The sequence below is a fragment of the Desulfobulbus elongatus DSM 2908 genome (genome assembly GCF_000621145.1).
In the GTDB taxonomy this organism is placed as follows: Bacteria; Desulfobacterota; Desulfobulbia; order Desulfobulbales; family Desulfobulbaceae; genus Desulfobulbus; species Desulfobulbus elongatus.
The window spans coordinates 43,220-62,777 of sequence record NZ_JHZB01000002.1 but is presented as its reverse complement, the minus strand read 5'-3'; the positions used below and the strand labels follow the sequence as shown (position 1 = coordinate 62,777).

15 protein-coding genes and 1 tRNA gene are annotated in these 19,558 nt (G+C 65.6%); 11 read left to right on the top strand and 5 right to left on the bottom strand.

What is annotated here, in order from left to right:
- Window positions 1-4: 4 nt before the first annotated feature.
- From hpt to htpX, 3 genes are all read left to right on the top strand, one after another.
- Window positions 5-532: a hypoxanthine phosphoribosyltransferase gene (gene hpt, locus Q362_RS0101305; protein ID WP_028317200.1), complete on the top strand. Its 528-nt coding sequence runs from the start codon at window positions 5-7 to the stop codon at window positions 530-532.
- A 38-nt stretch (window positions 533-570) separates the two neighbouring features.
- Complete coding sequence (gene elbB / locus Q362_RS0101300) at window positions 571-1,227, top strand: isoprenoid biosynthesis glyoxalase ElbB (protein ID WP_028317199.1); 657 nt, start codon at window positions 571-573, stop codon at window positions 1,225-1,227.
- Window positions 1,228-1,405: 178 nt separating this feature from the next.
- Entirely contained in the window at window positions 1,406-2,242 is an 837-nt protein-coding gene (htpX, locus tag Q362_RS0101295) for a zinc metalloprotease HtpX (RefSeq protein WP_028317198.1), read from the top strand.
- Window positions 2,243-2,514: 272 nt separating this feature from the next.
- On the opposite strand, the gene Q362_RS18585 is transcribed toward htpX, so the two are convergent.
- The 3 genes from Q362_RS18585 to Q362_RS0101280 all read right to left on the bottom strand — a co-directional run bounded on the left by Q362_RS18585 (window position 2,515) and on the right by Q362_RS0101280 (window position 7,051).
- The gene (locus tag Q362_RS18585) at window positions 2,515-3,678 is read right to left on the bottom strand and encodes an MltA domain-containing protein (protein WP_051553450.1); all 1,164 of its coding nucleotides are present in this window, start codon (window positions 3,676-3,678) and stop codon (window positions 2,515-2,517) included.
- 79 nt (window positions 3,679-3,757) lie between these two features.
- Window positions 3,758-4,732, bottom strand: coding sequence for a hypothetical protein (locus tag Q362_RS0101285; RefSeq protein WP_028317197.1), 975 nt, complete (start codon window positions 4,730-4,732; stop codon window positions 3,758-3,760).
- A gap of 21 nt (window positions 4,733-4,753) precedes the next feature.
- Complete coding sequence (locus Q362_RS0101280; RefSeq protein ID WP_028317196.1) at window positions 4,754-7,051, bottom strand: LPS-assembly protein LptD; 2,298 nt, start codon at window positions 7,049-7,051, stop codon at window positions 4,754-4,756.
- A gap of 319 nt (window positions 7,052-7,370) precedes the next feature.
- On the opposite strand from Q362_RS0101280, the gene Q362_RS0101275 reads away from it, so the two are divergent.
- The 3 genes from Q362_RS0101275 (at window position 7,371) to Q362_RS0101265 (ending at window position 10,707) form a co-directional block, all read left to right on the top strand.
- Window positions 7,371-8,348, top strand: coding sequence for a radical SAM protein (locus tag Q362_RS0101275; RefSeq protein WP_028317195.1), 978 nt, complete (start codon window positions 7,371-7,373; stop codon window positions 8,346-8,348).
- 93 nt (window positions 8,349-8,441) lie between these two features.
- Window positions 8,442-10,544 carry an Rne/Rng family ribonuclease gene (locus Q362_RS0101270; protein ID WP_028317194.1) on the top strand — a complete coding sequence of 701 codons (2,103 nt, stop codon included), beginning with the start codon at window positions 8,442-8,444 and terminating at the stop codon, window positions 10,542-10,544.
- Between the two features lie 86 nt (window positions 10,545-10,630).
- A tRNA-Arg gene (locus Q362_RS0101265) sits at window positions 10,631-10,707 on the top strand.
- A gap of 87 nt (window positions 10,708-10,794) precedes the next feature.
- Here the strand turns inward: Q362_RS0101265 and Q362_RS0101260 are convergent.
- Complete coding sequence (locus tag Q362_RS0101260; protein ID WP_028317193.1) at window positions 10,795-11,586, bottom strand: alpha/beta fold hydrolase; 792 nt, start codon at window positions 11,584-11,586, stop codon at window positions 10,795-10,797.
- Between the two features lie 591 nt (window positions 11,587-12,177).
- Between Q362_RS0101260 and Q362_RS18580 the strand changes: the two genes are divergently transcribed.
- Both Q362_RS18580 and Q362_RS0101250 read left to right on the top strand, forming a co-directional pair.
- Entirely contained in the window at window positions 12,178-13,671 is a 1,494-nt protein-coding gene (locus tag Q362_RS18580) for a fused MFS/spermidine synthase (protein WP_051553448.1), read from the top strand.
- Window positions 13,672-13,898: 227 nt separating this feature from the next.
- Window positions 13,899-14,969, top strand: a complete 1,071-nt coding sequence (locus tag Q362_RS0101250) for a DUF933 domain-containing protein (RefSeq protein WP_028317192.1) — start codon at window positions 13,899-13,901, stop codon at window positions 14,967-14,969.
- Between the two features lie 21 nt (window positions 14,970-14,990).
- On the opposite strand, the gene Q362_RS0101245 is transcribed toward Q362_RS0101250, so the two are convergent.
- Window positions 14,991-16,286 (bottom strand): amidohydrolase, encoded by a 1,296-nt coding sequence (locus Q362_RS0101245; protein WP_035215221.1) that lies wholly within the window; start codon window positions 16,284-16,286, stop codon window positions 14,991-14,993.
- A 150-nt stretch (window positions 16,287-16,436) separates the two neighbouring features.
- On the opposite strand from Q362_RS0101245, the gene Q362_RS0101240 reads away from it, so the two are divergent.
- From Q362_RS0101240 to Q362_RS0101230, 3 genes are read left to right on the top strand one after another with little or no spacing between them, the layout of a single operon-like run.
- A complete protein-coding gene (locus Q362_RS0101240) occupies window positions 16,437-17,531 on the top strand; it encodes a 3'-5' exoribonuclease YhaM family protein (protein WP_245590125.1) in 1,095 nt (364 codons plus the stop codon).
- A gap of 3 nt (window positions 17,532-17,534) precedes the next feature.
- Complete coding sequence (gene holB / locus Q362_RS0101235; RefSeq protein WP_028317189.1) at window positions 17,535-18,530, top strand: DNA polymerase III subunit delta'; 996 nt, start codon at window positions 17,535-17,537, stop codon at window positions 18,528-18,530.
- 7 nt (window positions 18,531-18,537) lie between these two features.
- On the top strand, window positions 18,538-19,509 hold the full coding sequence (locus tag Q362_RS0101230; protein ID WP_028317188.1) for a PSP1 domain-containing protein: 972 nt from the start codon (window positions 18,538-18,540) through the stop codon (window positions 19,507-19,509).
- The last annotated feature ends 49 nt before the right edge of the window (window positions 19,510-19,558 follow it).

Here is a 19,558-nt window from a genome sequence, read left to right as displayed (position 1 = left end):
TCCCATGACGACATCGCAACCCGCGCGGGAGCTGGTCCTGAGTTCCCGCCAGATTCAGGACCGCGTGCTGGAACTCGGCCGGCAGATCACCCGGGATTATCAGGGCAGGAAGCTGGTGCTCCTCGGCGTGCTCAACGGCGCCTTCATCTTTGCCGCCGATCTGTGCCGCACCATCGCCCTCGATGTTGAAATCGATTTCATCCGGGTGGCCAGCTACGGCACGGGGACGGTGTCGTCGGGCACCATCCGTCTGCTCAAGGAACCCGGCATCGAACTGGCCGGCAAGGATGTGCTGCTGGTGGAGGACATCGTCGACACCGGCACGACCATGGCCTGGCTGCGGGACCATTTCCGGCAAAGCCCGGCCGCTTCGGTGCGGATCTGTTCCCTCATCGACAAGAAAGAACGGCGGGCCGTGCCGGTTACGGTCGATTACGTCGGCTTCGACCTCGACCGCGGCTTTCTCGTCGGCTACGGCCTGGATTGCGCCGAACAATACCGCAATCTTCCGGCCATTTATTCCCTGGACTAGATCACACCCGTTGTCAACCTGCTCGAAAGGAGGCTGTTATGCGAAAGAAGAATTTTGCCGTGATCCTCTCCGGTTGCGGCCATCAGGATGGCGCCGAGATCCACGAGGCCACCCTCACCCTCTGGGCCATTCATAAAAATGGCGCCGATTTCCAGTGCTATGCACCCGACATCAAGCAGCACCACGTGCTCAACCACATCACCGGGCAGGAGATGAGCGAGAAGCGCAACGTCCTGATCGAATCGGCACGAATCGCCAGGGGCAAGATCGCCGCGCTCGCCACCTTCGCCCCCGACTCGGCCGACGGCCTGGTGATTCCCGGCGGCTTCGGCGCGGCCAAAAACCTGAGCAGCTACGCCTTCGACGGCGCCCAATGCACCGTGAATCCCGATGTGGCCACGGCGATCAAGGCCATGCATGCCGCCGGCAAGCCCATCGGCGCTTTGTGCATCGCCCCGGTCATCCTGGCCAAGGTGCTGGGGAACGTCACCCTGACCATCGGCCAGGACCAGGGCACCGCCGACAACCTCGCCGCCATGGGTGCCCGCCATCAGCCGACCATGCAGGGCGAAATCGCCATCGACCGAGAACAGAAAATCGTCAGCACCCCCTGCTACATGCTCAATTCCCGGATTGACCAGATCGCCGAAGGCGCCGACAACCTGATCAAGGCCATGCTGGCGATGATGGCCTGATCACCCATCCCGCTTTTCTCCTTCTCCCCTTCCCCTGCACCAACGGTCTGGACGGGGCGGCTTTTGCGGCTGCCCCGTCTTGACTGGGCCCGCCGGCGGTTTATCGTGTAGGCCAAAGCCGAAAGCGCGCTCCCCGCCGCATCGGCGTCCCCCCAACTTCAAGCTGAGAGGATACACGATGAACACCATGAAAACCTTCATGCTCATGGCGGCGCTCACCGCCCTGTTCATGGTTGCCGGTCGGGCGATGGGCGGTCAGCAGGGCATGATCATCGCCCTGCTGCTGGCCGTGGGCCTGAACTTTTTTGCCTACTGGAATTCGGACAAGATGGCCCTGGCCATGAATCACGCCCGCGAGGTCTCGCCGGCCGAAGCCCACGACCTGCATGCGCTCGTGGGTGGGTTGGCCGCACGGGCCGGACTGCCCAAGCCCAAGGTGTACGTGATCGACGAACCGACCCCCAACGCCTTTGCCACCGGCCGCAACCCGGAACATGCGGCGGTGGCGGTCACCACCGGTCTGCTCCAGGTGCTGGACCGGCATGAGCTGGAAGGGGTCGTTGCCCACGAACTCGCCCACATCAGGAACCGGGACATTCTCATCGGTTCGATCGCCGCGGTCATGGCGGGTGCGATTTCCTACCTGGCCACCATGGCCCAGTGGGCGATGCTGTTCGGCGGCAGCCGCAACGACGAGGAAGGCGGCAGCAACCCGCTGGTGATGCTGGTGACCATGCTGGTGGCGCCGCTGGCCGCGACCCTCATCCAGATGGCCATCTCCCGTGGCCGGGAATACATGGCCGACGCCACCGGCGCCGAGATCTGCGGCCATCCCAAATCGCTGGCCAGCGCCCTCAACAAGCTCGCCAACTACAACGCCCAGCGGCCGATGGACGTCAATCCGGCATCGGCGCAGATGTACATCGTCAACCCGCTCAGCGGCGGCACCGTCGCCAACCTCTTCTCGACCCACCCGCCCATGGAGGAGCGAATCCGCCGCCTGCTGTCGATGTAGCGATGTAGGCGTGTCCGCCGGAGCGGTTTTTCGTCGCGTTCCCGACTCTTCCATTTCCGGATCGAACAGGAGGCGATTCGCACGGCGAACCCGGCGGAGGAGGATGGGCCATTTCGACTGGGAAATCCCCAGAACCGGGAGATTTCCCGGCACCCCGCTCCTCGAAAGGACAAATCGCACCCGCTGCCGTGTGATCTCCCCGCCATCCCATCACAAAAGATCGCCCGTCAGGCGGCAGGTAACCTTCAGTCGCCAACTCCTCTCCAGGCGATCTATTTGCCGGCACCCTCCCTGAGGAGCAACAGATACGCCGCCCCCGCCTCCTTCATCTGTCCCGCCTCCATGCCCGCCTGCTCGCCCGTGCCCCAGAAGATGTCGAGCCGGTTCGGGCCGGTCAGGGCGCTGCCGGTATCCTGCACCGTGGCCAGCCGCCGCAGGGACTGCCACTTTCCGACCTCGCCGGCAGCGGTCATGATCGGCCGGCGGCTGTCGACGTAGACCAGGCTGCCGGGTGGATACCATTTGTGGTCGGCTGCAACGGAGCGGCCGGGGGTCAGAGGTTGGCCCAGGCTGCCGATGGCCGGCCCCGGTTCGCACCACTCGAAGAAAATGAACGAATCGTTGTGGTGGAGAATCAGGTCCCGTTCCCCGGGGTGGCGCTCGATATAGCGGCGGAGGCTGGCCATGGTGACATCGGCCAGCCGCATCCGGCCGGTGGCGACCATGAAGGCGCCGACGCTGCGGTAGGGCCGGCCGTTGCTGATGGCATAGTGGACGCCCCGCCGGGAGCCGTCGGGCAGGCGGATGATTCCCGAGCCCTGGATATGGAGGACAAAGGCATCGAACGGCTCCTTGAGCCAGACCAGTTCCCGGCCGAGGAGCGGGCCGTCGCGTTCGATCTCCCGGCGGGTCCAGTAAGGCACGACCGCGCCGTTCGTCCGGCGGCCGAGCACCTCCTTTTTGCCCTGGTTGCGGCGGATGAGGAGATCGTCCGGCACCCGGTAGAGGGGATGGACGTAGGGAGGCTGCCGGTCGAGGCTGCCGGCGAAGATCGGCTGGTAATAGCCGGTGATGCGCATGCGTCCGGCCGTTGTCCCCGGCAGGGCATTGCCCCGGATGATGTCGTAGTCCCGGTTGATTGCGCGGGCAAGTGCTTCGGGGGCAGGATGGGCGGCCACCAGGTGTTGCAGGTGGAGCAGGGAGCGGATCAGCTGCCGCACCGGGATGGACCGGTCCCCGACCCGGTAGCTGGCGGCGGGGTCGATTGTGCGGAGGAAGGTCAGGCTGCGGTCAAGGGCCTCGTCGAGCCGCTGGCCGCCGAGATCGTCGGTGGCGACACGTTCTGCGGCCGGGACAGCGGCGGCAACGAAACCGGTCAGCAGGAGCAGACAACATCCGGCCAGCAGGGCAAGAACCTGTCGTTGCCGGCCACGCATGGAATTCAGCGGGTACAGGCCCCAACCGGTTCGCCGAGGGCAAAGCGGTGGGCGCGGTTGGGTGCGGCGGTCATCGGGCTCAGGGCGACGGAAAATGGCGGGCAAAGGCGGCCAGGAACCCGGTCAGCTCATCCTCGGGCAGATGGTTGATCCCGGCCGCCCCGGCCCGGCCACCGCCGGTGGCATAGCGGCGGCAGAGGCTGTCCGCGCCCTGGCGGGTGGCGAGTGGGGCGCGGACGCTCACCTGGAAGCCGCCGCCGGGACGCGCGAGCAGCACGGCATGGGCCAGGGCGGGCTGCTCGCGGCTGAGCCTGTTGGCGAGCACGCCGACCACCCGATTGGCCCAGGCCGCCGCGGGCAGGCGGAAGACGCGGCCGCCGGCGGTGACGCTTGCCGGTTGCAGATCGGCGGCCCTGGCCATGTCGTCCGCATAGCTGCGGCGAAGCCGTTCCAGCAGGGCGGACTGGCGGGAGAAGACGAAGGGATCGCGGAATTGGCGAACCTCGCCAAACAGGTCGGCGGGATGGATCAGGAGATCCTCCTCGCTCAGGCCGTAACCGTTGTAGTTGAGCAGGGTGCCGATCTCCCTGAGCATCTCCTGTTCGTCGGCGGCGAGGCCGAGCGCGTCGGCATAGCGGCGCGCGCGCTCGTCCAGGTTGTCGCCAAAGGCCCCGGCAATGGCCCAAGGGGCATGGGCGCCGGCCAGCAGCCGGTCGACGATCAGCGAGGTGCAGACGTGCGGGGAAGGGTCGAGGTGGGTTTCCAGCAACCCATGCCGGGGCACCTCACCGCTGAAGTGGTGATCGGCGTAGAAAATGCGGTTGCCCAGGGACAACAGCCGCATCAGGGCCTCCCGGTTGCGGTCCAGCGAAATGTCGAGCACTGTGATCCGCTGGCCGCTGACCTCGTCGAGCCGCTTCAGCAGGGCGATGTCGCGTTTGAGGCCGGTGATCAGGCGGGCGCCCGGCCGGGGCGTGTGCAGGCGGAGCTGGTGCAGGGCGCAGATGCCGTCGGCATCGCCGTTGAAGACATCGATCCGGTTTGCGTCGGGCATGGGCGATCGGCCGGCGCAGCCTCAGAGACCGAGGCCAAGGGGATTGCCGATGTTGGCCAGGCGAAAGGTGATCATGAAGGTCTGGTCGCCGGGCGTGGTATCGGCGGAGAATTCCACCGACCAGCAGGGCTGGACAAACCGCAGCCGGACGATTTCCTCGATGGTTTCATCCTGTTCGATGGCTCGTTCCAGGCTGTAGCCGGCGGCGAAGTTGTACGGCAGCAGGTACCAGAGGGAGGTGCGGACCGAGTTGACGTCGGTGAGTTCGTTGAACCGGTAATCGAGTGACAATCTGTCGCCGCGGTCGCTGGAGTAGTCGGCGTCGATGGAATGGAGAAAGGCGCCGTCGCCGTAAAGATCGATTTCGGTGGTGTATTTGAGCCGCATGCGTTCGAGGGGGTACAGCCCGGTCTCGGCCATGATCGGGGTCAGCGGGGCGTCGCTTTTCTCGCTACGCAGATCAAAGCCCTGCTTGACCTTGAAGAAGGCGTATTCCCGATCGAATTCCCGGCCGTTGCGTTCGCCGGCGAGCGAGAAGAAGTTGTTGAAACCGTAATAGATGGCGTTTTCCTCCTCCAGCTGGTCGATCTCGTCGAATTGGGGCAGGACCTCCCGGTTCGGGATGGAGGTATGGACGTACGAAACAAAGGGCCGCACCGTGTGGCTCAGGGTGTGGGCGCCGCCGAAGTCGATGGCGAAGTCGCGCATCAGGGTCGTGCCGACCTCGCCGGTCAGGTGGGACAGGAACCGGTTTTCCGAATCCTTGTCTTGCCAGTCGGAGGCCCCGTTGTCGTCGATCAGGTAGGCGGTGTTGCGAATGCCGCCGGTGACGTTGGCCTCCACGTACGGGCTGAGCGGAATGCCCGTGGTGACCATGGGCATGAAATCGATGCGCTGGGCACCCACCCCCTCGTCGCGCCAGAAATTGGTGTAGTTGGCGTCCCACTGGAAGTCGGGGCCACCGAGGAAGGCGATGGGGACTAGGCCGGAGTAGGTCAGCGACGGCAACGACCAGGATCGGGACGGGTTGTCCGGCGTATAGACCTGTTCGGTGATGTCGTTGACCGCTATGACCTCGCCCAGAAGCGAGGCGCCGTAGTCCCAGGAGCGGAGGGTCGCCGCCGTATTCTCGCGGTACTTGTTGGTTTTGTCGTTGAAGCCCCGGCCGAACACCTGGGAGAAATTCTCCTGGCTGGCGGTGAATCCGGTCGAACTGGTGTTGAATTCGCGCAGATAGTCGAGGTCCGAGGCGATGTCCAGATCGAGCCGGGTGGTCCAGGGGCCGATGTCCTGGTCGGCCTTGCCGCGGATCCAGTACCGGTCGGCGTTGGTATGGGTGAAGCGGCCGTCCCGGTAGTAGTCGACCTCAGAGGGGTCGGACAGTTTGTCGTCGAGGAAATTGCCCATCAGCATGCCCTTGCTGTTCGCGTCGAGCACATAGCGGAATTCGGCGCCGGCCATGACACCGCGGTTGGCGAGGTAGCGGGGATAGAGGGTCAGGTCGGCGCTCGGCGAGAGGTTGATGAAGAGGGGCGTCTCGATGCCGAATCCATCCTGGTCGGAAAAGGAAAAGGAGGGAAAGAGCAGGCCGGTCTGGCGTTTGCGTTTCGCCGGCAGCACCATGACCGGCGAGTAGAGGACCGGGACGTCCTTGATGCGGAAGGTGGCGTGGGAAAGCACGGCATAGCCGCCGTCGGTGAGGTCGACATCGGCGGCGGCAAAGGACCAGGGCGGCACCTGGCCCGGCTGCAGCTTGCAGGTCACCACCCAGCCGTCCTCGATATGGTAGGTGAGGGAGCCGGTCTTCTCGATGAGTTGGCCCTCGAAATGCAGGTTCTTTTCCTGGCGGACGACGGTGGCGTTGTCGAAGGAGCCCGTGGTTTTTTCCAGGTCGATGGTGCCCGAGTCGGCCGTGAGCTGATCGGCGCCGATATCGATGAGCAGGTTGCCCTGCAGGGTGAGCAGGCCACGGGTCAGGTCGTAGGAGACCCGGTCCGCCTTGACCGTGGTCACGGTCTTCAGTTCGACGGCCGTCTGACCGGGCGGAACATCGGGTGCTTTGCCCTCTTCGGGCCGGTCGTCCGGGGACGGGGGACGCTGCGCGGGAGCGGGGCCGACCGGCTCCTTTTTCTCCAGGACGACATTGCCCTCGGCGATCAGGGTGGGCGGCTCCTCGATCCTGGTGAGTTTATCGGCGGTCAGGTCCCAATGTCCGGCGTCCACGGAAACAGCCCAGACCCGGTTGGGGAGCAGGAGCAGAGCGATGAGCAGCAGGACAAGACGCGCAGGGGTCGGGGAGGGGAAAGTGGGATGATGCACCTCGATCGGCTCCTTCGGGTTGCGAGAGAACGGCGGAGTGGCCGCGCGGGATGGAACGTGTCGTGCCAAGGGAAAACGGTGTCTCAGCTGGCTGGAGCGACGAGTGGAACAGGACAGGAAGAATCGCCGGCGACAGGCCCGAATGTACGTGCCGCCCTGGGATGTGTCAAGCGAAAAGTCGCAGATTTGCCTTGCGTCGCCGTGGAATTTGGTTTAAGTATCGCCAGTCGCAATATTGCCGAATAACTCGATTTTTCAACGCCTGCCCCAGCTTGTGCGTGCGTGAGCCCTGCACAGCAACAACCGTCCGTGGCGCTGTATGGATTATATCTTCGGCCCGGTGCAGTCCAGGCGGCTCGGCCGCTCCCTCGGCATCGATCTCTTCCCCAAGAAAATCTGCAATCTCGACTGCGTTTACTGCGAGGTGGGACCGACGGTTTCCCCGGTGAACCGGCGTGCGGCCTACTCTCCGGTCCGGTTGATCTGCGGGGAGATCGATGGGTGGTGCGCCGATCCCGAGCGGGTGGCGGCGGTCGATGTGTTCACGGTGACGGCCAAGGGCGAACCGACCCTGCACAGCGGTCTGGGCGACATCCTGCGCCATCTCAAGGACACGGTCGACAAGCCGGTAGCCGTGCTCACCAACGGGACCACGCTGACGGACGAGGGGGTGCGGCAGGCGCTCATGGCGGCCGATATCGTCGTGCCCTCGCTCGATGCGGCCCGGCCCGAGAGTTTCGTCCGGGTCGACCGGCCGGCCGAGGGGCTGGACCCGGCCGCGATCATTGACGGTCTGGCGCTCTTTTCCCGGACCTTTCCGGGCAGGATATGGCTGGAGATCCTGCTGGTCCGGGACATGAACGACGCCCCCGAGGACATCGCGGCCCTGGTGACGGCCCTGGGGCGGATGCGGCTGGACAGGATACAGTTGAACACCGTGGTGCGCCCGCCCGCCGAGGCGCGGGCGTGCCCGTTGAGCCGGGAACAGCTGACCGCCATCGCCGGTCAGTTGCACCGGGAACTCGGCCTGCCGGTGGATCTGCCCTTTGCGGCTGCGGACACGCCGGCGGCGGAGACCGTGCCGGTGGCGGCCGCCGATTCGGCGCTGCCGGCCGCGATCAGAGACGACATTCTTCACATGGTGCAACGGCGGCCCTGTACCGCCGTTGATATCGACCGGACCTTCCATCTCGGCGGTCCGGAAAAAGTTGTGCAACTGCTTGACCCGTTGATTCGCGCCGGCATCCTGCATCGGCAGGCGCACGGCGGCACCTGGTACTACCAGCAGGCATCGTGACCGCCGGGATGCGCACGCATCCCGGCGCGCCGGCCTGGCGAGTGAACCGCGGACAGGTGGTTGTTGCTGAACAATTGACTGGTAAGGAAACGAATGACCACAGACGAACAGAACGAAAAACACGAGAAGAGTCCGCCGGCCCGCAAGGCGAAGACCGGTGCCTGGTGGAAAAGCGTGCCCAAGGAGGCACCGGAGCTGCCGGGCGAGCCGACGGCACATGTTTTCACCGCCGCCGGGGCGGACATGTCCGGCGAAGCGGCACGGGTGATGGCGGCTGCGCCGTTGTCTCCGGTTGCGCCGGAATCGAACCCGGGCCGCGCGGAGACGCCCGCCGCGCCGGCGGCCGAACCGGCGGCCACTGTGCCCGAGGTCGGCGAAGGACCGGCGGCCGGAACAGAGCCGACGGAAGTCCAGGGGGCGGATCGGCCCACCGACATATCGGATCCGGTTGCCGACACCCAGGCCGAAGAGCCGGCCCCGTCGAAAAAACGGCGGTCGCGCCGGGGCGGCAGGAGACGGTCCAAGCAGGCGGCGGAGTCCACGCCGGCCGGTGAAGAGACGCCGGCCATCGCAGAAGAGGAGCCGGTTGCCGCCGGGGGCGCCGTCGTCGATCCGGCGGACGACGAAGAGGACGATCGCGTCGAGGATGTAGGGCCGGAGGTTCCGGAAAAGCCGGTCACCTGCAAGCTGCTGATCAACGCCGAGGAGCCGGAGGAATGCCGCATCGCCCTGGTCGAGGACGGCCGGCTCGAATCCTTCCACGTCACCACCGTCGACCGCGAACCGACCAAGAACAACATCTACAAGGGCCGGATCGTCTCGGTGGAGGCCAACCTCCAGGCCGCCTTCGTCGACATCGGCACCGGCCGGAACGGCTTTCTGCCGTTCAACGAGATTCATCCCGAGTATTACCGCCAGGACGTCAACGAGCGGGTCCGCACGCTGATCGCCCAGCAGCAATGGAAAAAACTCAAGATCGAGGAAGTGATCCAGAAGGGGCAGGAGGTGCTGGTCCAGGTGGTGAAGGAGGTGACCGGCAACAAGGGCGCCAACATGACCACCTATCTGTCGCTGCCCGGCCGCTGCCTGGTGCTGATGCCGGGAAGCGATTCGGCCGGCATCTCCCGCAAGATCGTCGGCGAGGAGCGGCGGGCCTCCCTGCGCGAGATCATGAGCGAGTTCGAGATCCCCGAGGGCATCGGCTACATCATCCGCACCGCCAGCGCCGAGATCACCCAGGCGGTGCTGGCAAAGGACCTCCAGACCCTGCTGGCCCTGTGGGAGGAGATCAAGCATCGCGGCCAGACCATGGCGGCGCCGGCCCTCGTCTACGAGGAGCAGGATACGGTGGTCCGCTTCCTCCGCGATCACTTCTCCCCCGACATCAGGGAGATCACCGTCGACACCGAGGAATCGCTCAACCAGGTCAACGCCTTCATCGGCCAGTTGCCGGAAAAGCAGCGGCAGGTCAAGGTGAAGCTCCACCGCGGCACCAAGCCCATTTTCAACCAGTTCAACATCGAGGAGCAGATCGAGTCGATCTTCAAGCCGCAGGTGACCCTGCCCTCCGGCGGCTCGATCGTGATCAACCCCACCGAGGCCCTGGTGGCCATCGACGTCAACTCCGGCCGGACCTCGAAAAACGCCGACTTCGACGAGACCATCTTCCTGGCCAACACGGAGGCCGCGGCCGAACTGGCCCGGCAGCTCCGGCTGCGCGACCTGGGCGGCCTGATCGTGGTCGACTTCATCGACATGCGCAACAAGAAGCATATCCGCGAGGTCGAGCGGCAGGTCAAGGTCAGCATGAAGCGCGACAAGGCCAAGGTAGACATCAGCAAGATTTCCCGCTTCGGCCTGATGCAGATCTCACGGCAGAAGATGGGCGCGCCGATCGAGAAGGGCAGCTACCGGACCTGCGACCATTGCCAGGGGCGGGGCGTGGTCCGCTCGGTCGAGACCCTGGCGCTCTACTACCTGCGCCGCATCCAGACCGGCATCACCCGCAAGAAAGTGGCCCGGATCGAGTGCCGCCTGCCGCTGGACGTCGCCCAGTACCTGCTCAACAAGAAGCGGGCCGAACTGGTCGAGCTGGAAAGCCGGCACGCGGCGCGGATCGACATCATCCCCCGGGTGGAGATGAAACCGGCCGAAAGCCAGATCGATTTCTTCGAGACCGATGCGCCGGGGAAATGAACGGACCGGGACCGCCGGGATGCGGCCGGCCGGAAAAAAAGAACTTGAATCCGGCCACGGTTCAGAGTATATGAGGAAATCGTTTTGCGCCTGTAGCTCAGCTGGATAGAGCGCCGGACTACGAATCCGTAGGTCGGGAGTTCGAATCTCTCCAGGCGCGCCACGCATTCAAGGGTTTAGAGACCGGTCTCTAAACCCTTTTTCTTTTTTCGCCCCGCCTCCGCCGGTGTTCGGCGCGCCGCTGCTGCGGTCATAATTCCAGGAAAGTCACCACCGCCCGCAGGAAGGCTTCGGGCTGCTCCATGTGGATCGAGTGTGCCGCTTCTTCGATCACCACCACGCGGGCGTCCGGAATGGATCGGGCAAGCCGGTGGGCATGTTCCGGGGGGAAGAGTATGTCCCTGTCGCCGGTGATGACGCAGGTCGGGGCGGCGATCCGACCGAGGAGGTCGGTGCCGTGCCAATCGGCTATGGCTTCGACCTGGCGCCTGAACGCCTGGGGCGATTGTGGCCAGGGGTCGTGCAGCAGACAGTGAACGGCCTGCTCCACCGCCCGCCGATCGTGAAAGAAGTGCTCCGTGAAAATCCACAGAAAGATGCCCCGAAACCAGGCGGCGCGGTCCGAACCCGCCGCGCAGGCCGCCGCCCAATCGTTGAAGAGCAGATTGTTGCGCGATGAGTTCTCGGCGGCGGTGCTGATCAGAAGCAGCCTGTCGAGCGTCTCCGGATAGCGGGCCGCATAGGCCATGGCCGCCATGCCGCCCATGGAATGGCCGAGCAGGTTGACCCGGTCGTATCCGAGATCGCGCACCAGGGCGCGGCAATCATCGGCAATCTGATCGATGCTGATCGGGCATTCCTGACAGGAGCGGCCGACCCCCCTGTTGTCCGGGATGATCAGGGTGCACTTTTCCCGCAACCCCGAAAGGATGGGCTGCCAGCTCCGGGAATCGGAAGCGAGCCCCGCAATCAGGAGCAAGGGGGGGCCCTTGCCGAACGTTTCGTAATACAGCGGCGTGGTGCCGCGTGGGTGCCAATACATTCCTTTACACCTTCGCCATGAACAGTGATCTGGTTCCCCGATGGGCGACACTCCCGGACTCCTCCGGAACGGGTGTACCGCCGTATCCTGCCGGGATGGCATCGCTTGCCGTCGAATCTTCTCCGGGCATGGGTTGGCCATCAAAGGGCGCGGCACAGCGATGAAAATCCCGTGCCGAGCCTGACCGGAGATGTGCGGCGGCACGCGCAACCTGACGCCGGGCTGACCCGTGCCGCAGGCTCCGGATGCGTGTGTTGTATCAGCGGATTGCGGCTGTTTTCAAGCCAAAATCACCATCGTGCACGTTCAATTCGCGCCAAGCCCCGGAGGGAGCGCCGGCAAACCGCCGGATCCCGCCGCTGTTGCCCCGCTCTCCCGATCGCCTGCCCGTGCCCGCTCGTTCCCGCCATCGCGCCGATGCCCCGGAGGAGGTCGGCCGCCATCGTTTCCGGCCCGGTCGGCCCTCCGTTTCTCCGATCAGCCGCTTTTTTGCTGGATAAAAAAGACGGCCTCAGGTATCTCTTTGTATTGACTTCTTTTCCTGTGCATCTTTTCCTATGCACGGTTGTCTTTTCCCTGCGAGGATCCGCCATGCTCCACTGCTGCATCTTTCTCTGCGGCGCGGCCCTGATGATCATCGAACTGACCGGCTCGCGCATCCTGGCCCCCTTTCTGGGCACATCCCTGGTCGTCTGGACCAGCCTGATCGGCATCATCCTGGCCAGCCTCAGCCTCGGGGCCTGGTGGGGCGGCCTGCTGGCGGACCGGCGGCCGCAGCCTTCCCTGCTCGGCAGGATCGTGCTTCTCGCCGCCTGGGCCACCGCCGCCATCGGCCTGTCCAAGACCTGGATTCTCGAAGCGCTCCAGAACACCGGCGGCCTGCATGCCGTGGCCATTGTCGCCACCGTGGTCCTGTTCGCCCCGGCGGCGGTCCTGCTCGGCATGGTGCCGCCGTTCGCGGTCCGCATCTGCCTGCACGACCGCGAACAGGGCGGCCGCATCGCGGGCGGCCTCTACGCGGTTTCCACCATCGGCTCCATCGTCGGCACCTTCCTGGCCGGATTCGTCCTCATCGCCTGGGTGGGCAGCACCGCCATCCTGTTCATCACCGCCGCCGTGCTGGCCCTGGCCTCCTGGATGGCCGATCCGGAGGGCAAGTCACTCAAGGCAGCTTCGATCGCGCTCTTTCTCCTGGCGCTTTATTTTTTCCGCCAACAGGATCTGTGGCTGGCCCGGCAGGGATTTTTCGACCGCGACACCCCCTACAACCGGGTCCTGGTCTATACCAGCCGGGAAGAGGGCAGCGGCCGGCTCACCCGGGAGATGGTCACCGGCCCCCAGGGACGGCAATCGGCCATGTACCTGGACGACCCCGTCGCCCTGGCCCTGCCCTACACCCGTTTCTATCGCCTGCTCGAATACTACCGGCCGGATGCGCGGCGCATGCTGGTGCTGGGCGGCGGCGGCTATTCCTTCCCCAAGTATGCCCTGGCCCATTATCCCGACCTCCGCATCGACGTGGTCGAACTGGACCCCGGCATCACCGCGCTGGCCCGCAGTCACTTCGGCCTGACCGAGCATCCCCGCCTGCGCATCGTCGAAGAGGATGCCCGCACCTTTCTCAGGAAAGTGGAACAGCCCTACGACGTGATCCTCTGCGACGTGTTCAACTCCCACTATTCCATTCCCTTCCACCTGGTCACCATCGAGGCGGTGCGCCTGCTCGGCGCCGCCCTCCGGCCCGACGGCGTAATCCTGGTCAATCTGCTGGCCGCGCCCGAGGGCGGCTCGAGCCGCTTCTACAAAACCCTGCGGGGCACCTTTGCCGCCGAGTTTCCCGCCATCCACGCCTATGCCGTCGCCGATCCCGCTGCCCCCCGATTGTGGCAGAATATCATCCTGGCCGCCGGTCGGACCGCTCCCACCCATGCGTCCGACGACCCGATTCTGCGGGATTTGCTGGAGCATCGGCTGCCGGCACCCGACGGCACCTGGCCGCCGTTCACCGACGAATACGCGCCGGTGGATCGTTTGCTCGGCGAGTTCCTGCCCTGGCCGGCCCCGAAGGGACAGCGGGACTCCTGAGGGGCATCTCCGGGACAATAGGCGCCCGGTGCCGTTTCCCCACGCCGCCCGATCCGATGGGTGGTTGCCTCCGGGGAGCGTCCATGGTAAAAGTCCCTGCCACGGAAGGCAGGCGCACGGCTCCGGAAGGTGGGGGCGCGGTCGCACCGGGCGCGGCAGGGGCCGCGCAATCGGCGGTCGACCGGCGCAAGAGAATCTGTTCGAACAGGGAAAGGAACGGGAAAGGTATGAAAGTCGGAATCATCGGCCTGCCGCAAACGGGCAAGAAGACGCTTTTTCAGGTATTGACCGGCAGCGAGGTGCACGAGGCGGGCGGGCCGCCCAAGCCGGTGCCCGGCGCGGCCAACATCGTTGACCAGCGCTTCGACCGCCTGGTGGCCATGTATCAGCCGAAGAAGGAGACCAGGGCGCGCATCGATCTGGTGCTGCTGCCCAAGATGGAGCAGGAGGCGATCGTCAAGGGCGACATCTTCCGCGACATCAGCGACGTCGACGCCCTCTGCCACGTGGTGCGCGCCTTCGAGGACGACGCGGTCTACCATGCCGCCGGCTCGGTCGATCCGCTGCGCGATGTCGAGGCGGTCAACGCCGAACTGCTGCTCCACGACCAAGTCTTCTTGGAGAAGCGGATCGAGCGGCTGGAAGCCGGCCTGAAAAAGGTGAAGGACGAGCGCCAGGCCAAGGAACTCGACCTGCTCAGGCGGATGCAGGCCCAGCTCGAAGGTGAGCGGCCGCTGCGCCTGATGGAGCTGAGCGAGGAAGAGGACCTGCTGATCCGCAGCTATCCCCTGATCACCCGCAAGGAGCTGCTCCTGGCGTTCAATGTCGGCGAGGACAAGGTGGGCGACACCGTTCTGCTCGACCAGGTGCGCGAACTCTGCGCCACCGGCAAGATGGAGGCGATGACCGTGTCCGCCAAGGTCGAGGCCGAAATCGCCCTGTTGGACAGCGAGGAGGAGCGGCAGGAGTTCCGGCGCGATCTCGGCATCGAGCAGCCGGCCCTGGAGGTGCTGGCGCAGCTGTGCCTCAAGGCGCTCGGGCGGATTTCGTTTTTCACCGTGGGCAAGGACGAGGTGCACCAGTGGCTGGTGCGGGTCGATTCGCCCGCGCCGGTGGCGGCCGGCGCCATCCACACCGACCTGCAGAAGGGATTCATCCGCGCCGAGGTGATGAAATACGACGAGCTGATCGCCCTGGGCAGCGAGGCGGAGCTGAAAAAGGCGGGCAAGCTGTACGTGCAGGGCAAGGACTACATCGTGGCCGACGGCGATATCCTCAACATCCGTTTCAACCTCTGAGCCGGCCGGCGCAGGCCGGTGTCATTCGAGAGCGAGGCGGCGCACCTGCGCGCAGGTTTCCCTGAGATCGATCGTCAGAAGCCGGCGCTCGTGCACGATCAGGCGGCCGTTGACGATGACGCTGCGCACGCAGGCTGCCGGCCCGCTATAAACGAGCAGGTCCGGACCGTGCCAGGGCTGGAGCCGGGGCTGGTTGCGGTCGATCAGGATCAGGTCCGCCGGGGCGCCGGGGACGAGCGTGCCGTGGCCCGACTCCAATCCGAGGGCGGCCGCCCCGCCCCAGGTGGCCAGGCGCAGCAGCTGGCGGGCCGGCACCGCGGTGGGGTCGCTGGGCCTGACCTTGTGCAGCTTGGCGGCGAAATCCATCTCCCGGAACAGATCGAGGCTGTTGTTGGAGGCTGCGGAATCGGTGCCGAGCGCCACCCGCAGGCCGCGGTCGAGCATGGCGGTCAGCGGCGCCCGGCCCGAGGCCAGCTTGGCGTTGCTCTGGGGGCAGGTGACCACCGCCGCATCGTGGGCCGCGAGCAGGTCGAGATCGCGGTCGTCGGCCCAGACGCAGTGGACGCAGACGGTGTCCCGGTCGAGGAGGTCTAGGGCGGCCAGATGGCCGATCGGGCTCGGGGCCAGCGGTTCGGCGATCTGCTCCCTTTCGTTCCTGGTTTCGGCAACATGGACAAAGAGCGGCACCCCGCATGTCCGGGCGAGTTCCTTGGCCCGGCGCAGGGTGCGCCGGCCGCAGGTGTAGGGCGCATGGGTGAAGATTGCCGGGGTGATCAGCGGATCGCGTCCCTGCCAGCGCTCGATGAAGCGGGCCGCCGCCTCGATGTTTCGGGCCGGGTCCCCGACGCCGGGTGCCGGAAAATCGAGTACGCCTTGGGCCGCCACGCAGCGCAGGCCGGTTTCGACACAGGCGCGCGCCACCTCGTCTTCAAAAAAATATCCGTCGGCCACCGTGGTAGTGCCGCTGAGCAGCATCTCGGCGGCAGCAAGTCTGGCACACCAATAAACCATCTCGGCATCGACCCGCCGGGCCTCGGCCGGAAAAATATGGTCGTGCAGCCAGGTGGCCAGATCGAGGTCGTCGGCCAGGCCCCGGAACAGGACCATGGGCGCATGGCAATGGCCGTTGACCAGGCCGGGCATGGCCAACTGGCCCTGGCCGTCGATGATCGCTGCCGCTGCCGCCGGGCAGGCGTCCATGGAGCCGGTTTCGAGGATGCGGCCCGCACCGACGGCAACATAGCCGCATTCGATCAGGGGCTCCCGGCCGGGCACGGGCAGGAGGGCACAGTCGGTGACGAGGAGGTCGATGTTCATAACTGTTTGCACCCCGGGGTGCAGATGGTATATCACAGGGAACCGGCCGCAGCGGCGGTCAGCCGGGACTATACCCGAAACGGCGGCGACGGCAAAGGGTGCGATGCGTTTGCGCCGCCCGCCCGCTGCCGGTGGTAAGGAGATGTAACCATGCCGACCCATATGAAAAAAATATTTGCCGCCCGCTTGACCGGGGGACAGCAGTTCCAGGATGTCTTCCTGGTGGCGAAGAAATCGCTGGCCGAGACCAAGGCCGGCAAGCCCTACCTGGCCCTGGCGCTGATGGACCGAACCGGCGAGGTCGAAGCCAGGATCTGGGACAATGCCCTCAAGTTCGAATCCCAGGCCGAGGAAGGGACGTTCGTCCTGGTGCAGGCCGTGGCCAAGCCATTCCGCGAGCAGATGCAGCTCAGCGTGACCGCCCTGCAGCAGGTGGACGCGGCAACCATCGACATGGCCGACTTCCTGCCGGCCAGCGCCCGGCCGCTGGCGGAGATGGCCGCGGAGCTGGAAGGCGTCATCGCCTCCATCCAGGATCCGCCGTTGCGGCAACTGCTGCAAATCCTCTTCCAGGGCGACACCCTGGCCCGTTTCCGGCAGGCGCCGGCGGCCAAGAAGCTGCACCACGCCTACATCGGCGGCCTGATCGAACACACCCTGTCGATTGTCGGCATGGCGGAGAGGGCGGCGGCCCATTACGACCTGATCGACCGGGACATGCTCGTTGCCGGGGCCCTGGTGCACGACCTGGCCAAGATCGAGGAGTTCGATTTCAGCCATCCTCCCTTCAGCTACACCGACCGGGGCCGGCTGGTCGGCCATCTGGTCCTGGGCGTGGATCTGGTGCGCCGGGCCGCGGAACAGGTGCCGGTGATCGACGCCGGCCAGGTCGATCGCCTGATCCACATCATCCTCAGTCATCACGGCCAGTACGCCTTCGGTTCACCGGTACTGCCGATGACGCCCGAGGCCATCCTCCTGCACCACCTCGACGACATCGACGCCAAGATGAACTTCATGGCCGGACTCCAGGCGAAGATGAGCGGCGACGGCTGGCAGTGGACCGAGTATCAGCGGCATCTGGAGCGCTTTTTGTATCTCAGGGCGACCGGTACGGAGGAAACAGAGGATGCGGCCGGCCTGTCCCCGGAGGAGCCGCCCGAGGCGGAGGATGCGCCTGTGCCTCCGACGCCGCCGGTCCGCGCCGGCAAGGCAGTGGATCAGCGGCAGCAGTCCCTGTTCTGAGCCATGGCCTTTTCCTCGATCCTCGGCCAGACCAAGGCGCTGACCCTGCTCAACCGGGCTTTGGCGAGCGGCCGCCTGGCCCACGCCTACCTCTTTGCCGGCCCGGACGGGGTGGGCAAGACCACCGCGGCCCTGGACCTGGCGGCAACGCTTTTGTGCCGCCGGCCGGAGGCGGGCGGGCCGTGCGGCCGCTGCCCCGGCTGCCTGAAGTTCCGCTCCGGCAATCATCCCGATTTCGTCCGCATCCGGCCGGAGGGGGCCGCCATCAAGATCGATCAGGTGCGGGAACTGAAAAAGGCCCTCAACTTCGCTCCGTTCGAGGGCGGGCTGCGAATCGTGCTCCTGGAGGAGGTCCAGACCATGCGGCGGGAGGCGGGCAACAGTCTGCTCAAGGTGCTGGAGGAGCCGCCGCCCGGCAATCTGCTCATTCTGACCGGCACCGGAGCCGGGGCGATTCTCGACACCATCGTCTCGCGTTGCCAGGTCATTCCGTTCACCCCGCTGCCGCTCGATCTGGCGGCGGCGGTCATCCGGCAACACCGGCCGGAACTGGATGCCGCCGGCAGCGAGGCGCTGGCCGCCCTGGCCGACGGTTGTCCCGGACAGGGCCTGGCCCTGGAGGCAGACGGCATCCTGGTCCTCTACCGGCGCATCGTGGCGGAGCTGGCCGGCCGGCAGGAAAAGGCGGCGGTGCGGGCGGAACGAGCCCTGGCCCTGGCGGTCGAACTGGCCGAGGCCAAGGAAGGAATGGAGCCGCTCTTCACCCTGCTGCGGATTTTTTTCAAGAATGCCATGGCGGCCCGTAGCGGTCGCGACGCCGGCCGCACCTTGCCCCCCGAGGTGGAGCAGACAAGAGAACGCTGGAATTTGGCTCAGCTTTCTGCTAAGATGGCCACCATCGATCTCGCGGAGCAGGCGCTGGCCAGAAACTGCAACCGGGGCCTGGTCAGCGAAGTGCTCCTTCTGGACCTGTTTGACTGTAGCCCTCCTTTGACCTGAATCAATCATGACCGACAGCCCGAGCGAGCCGCAGCCCGTCCCTTCTTCCCCGACCAGGGAAGCCGGTGGCGAGGAAGCGGCGCTATATTATTATTATAAGATCCGTTTTCGCAAACAGGGACAGGAGTTCACCGCCCATGCCCATTTGGCCGATCTGGCGCGGGGGGACCAGGTGATGGTCCGGGCCGAGCACGGAGCCGAACCGGCCACCGTGGCCGGCCGTTTCCCCGGGATCGCGGAAGCCGGTCAGCCGTCCGGCTACCGCATCCATCGCCGGGCCAGCACCGAGGAACAGGAAAAATACATTCTGTTGCCGCAACTGGAGCAGGACGCCTTCCGGCTCTGCCAGCGCCAGATCGAACGCCTCGGCCTGCCCATGCACCTGGTGCGGGTGGAACGGTTTTTCAACGGATCCAAGATCATTTTTTATTTCACCGCCGAAAGCCGGGTCGATTTCCGGGAACTGGTCAAGGTGCTGGTCCAGGAATTCCGCACCCGGGTGGAAATGCGCCAGATCGGCGTCCGCCACGAAACCCAGATGATCGGCGGACTCGGCCCCTGCGGCCGGGAGCTGTGCTGCACCTCCTTTCTCAGCAAGTTCGATTCGGTTTCGATCAAGATGGCCAAGGCCCAGGACCTGCCCCTCAACCCGGCCAAGATCTCGGGGTTGTGCAACCGCCTGCTCTGCTGCCTGACCTACGAGTACGAGACCTACAAAACCATGAAAAAAGGAATGCCCCGGGTGGGACGGCAGATCCAGTTCGAGGGCAAGGTCTACCAGGTCACCCGGCTGATCCCGCTGCTGGGCAAGGTGGCGGCGGTTGCCTCCGATGGCGAGGAACGGCTGTTTTCCGAGGAAGAGTGGCGGGCCGCCGATCCGATCCCGAAAAGCACCGGCCGCAAGGGACCCGGGAAAAAGAGCCGGCGCACGACCATCGACATCTGGGGGATACAGGACGAACCGGTCGAGGAGGACTGACCCCTTCCCGGTCCGTTCGCAACGCCACCCGCCGGCGCCCCCCCTTTGT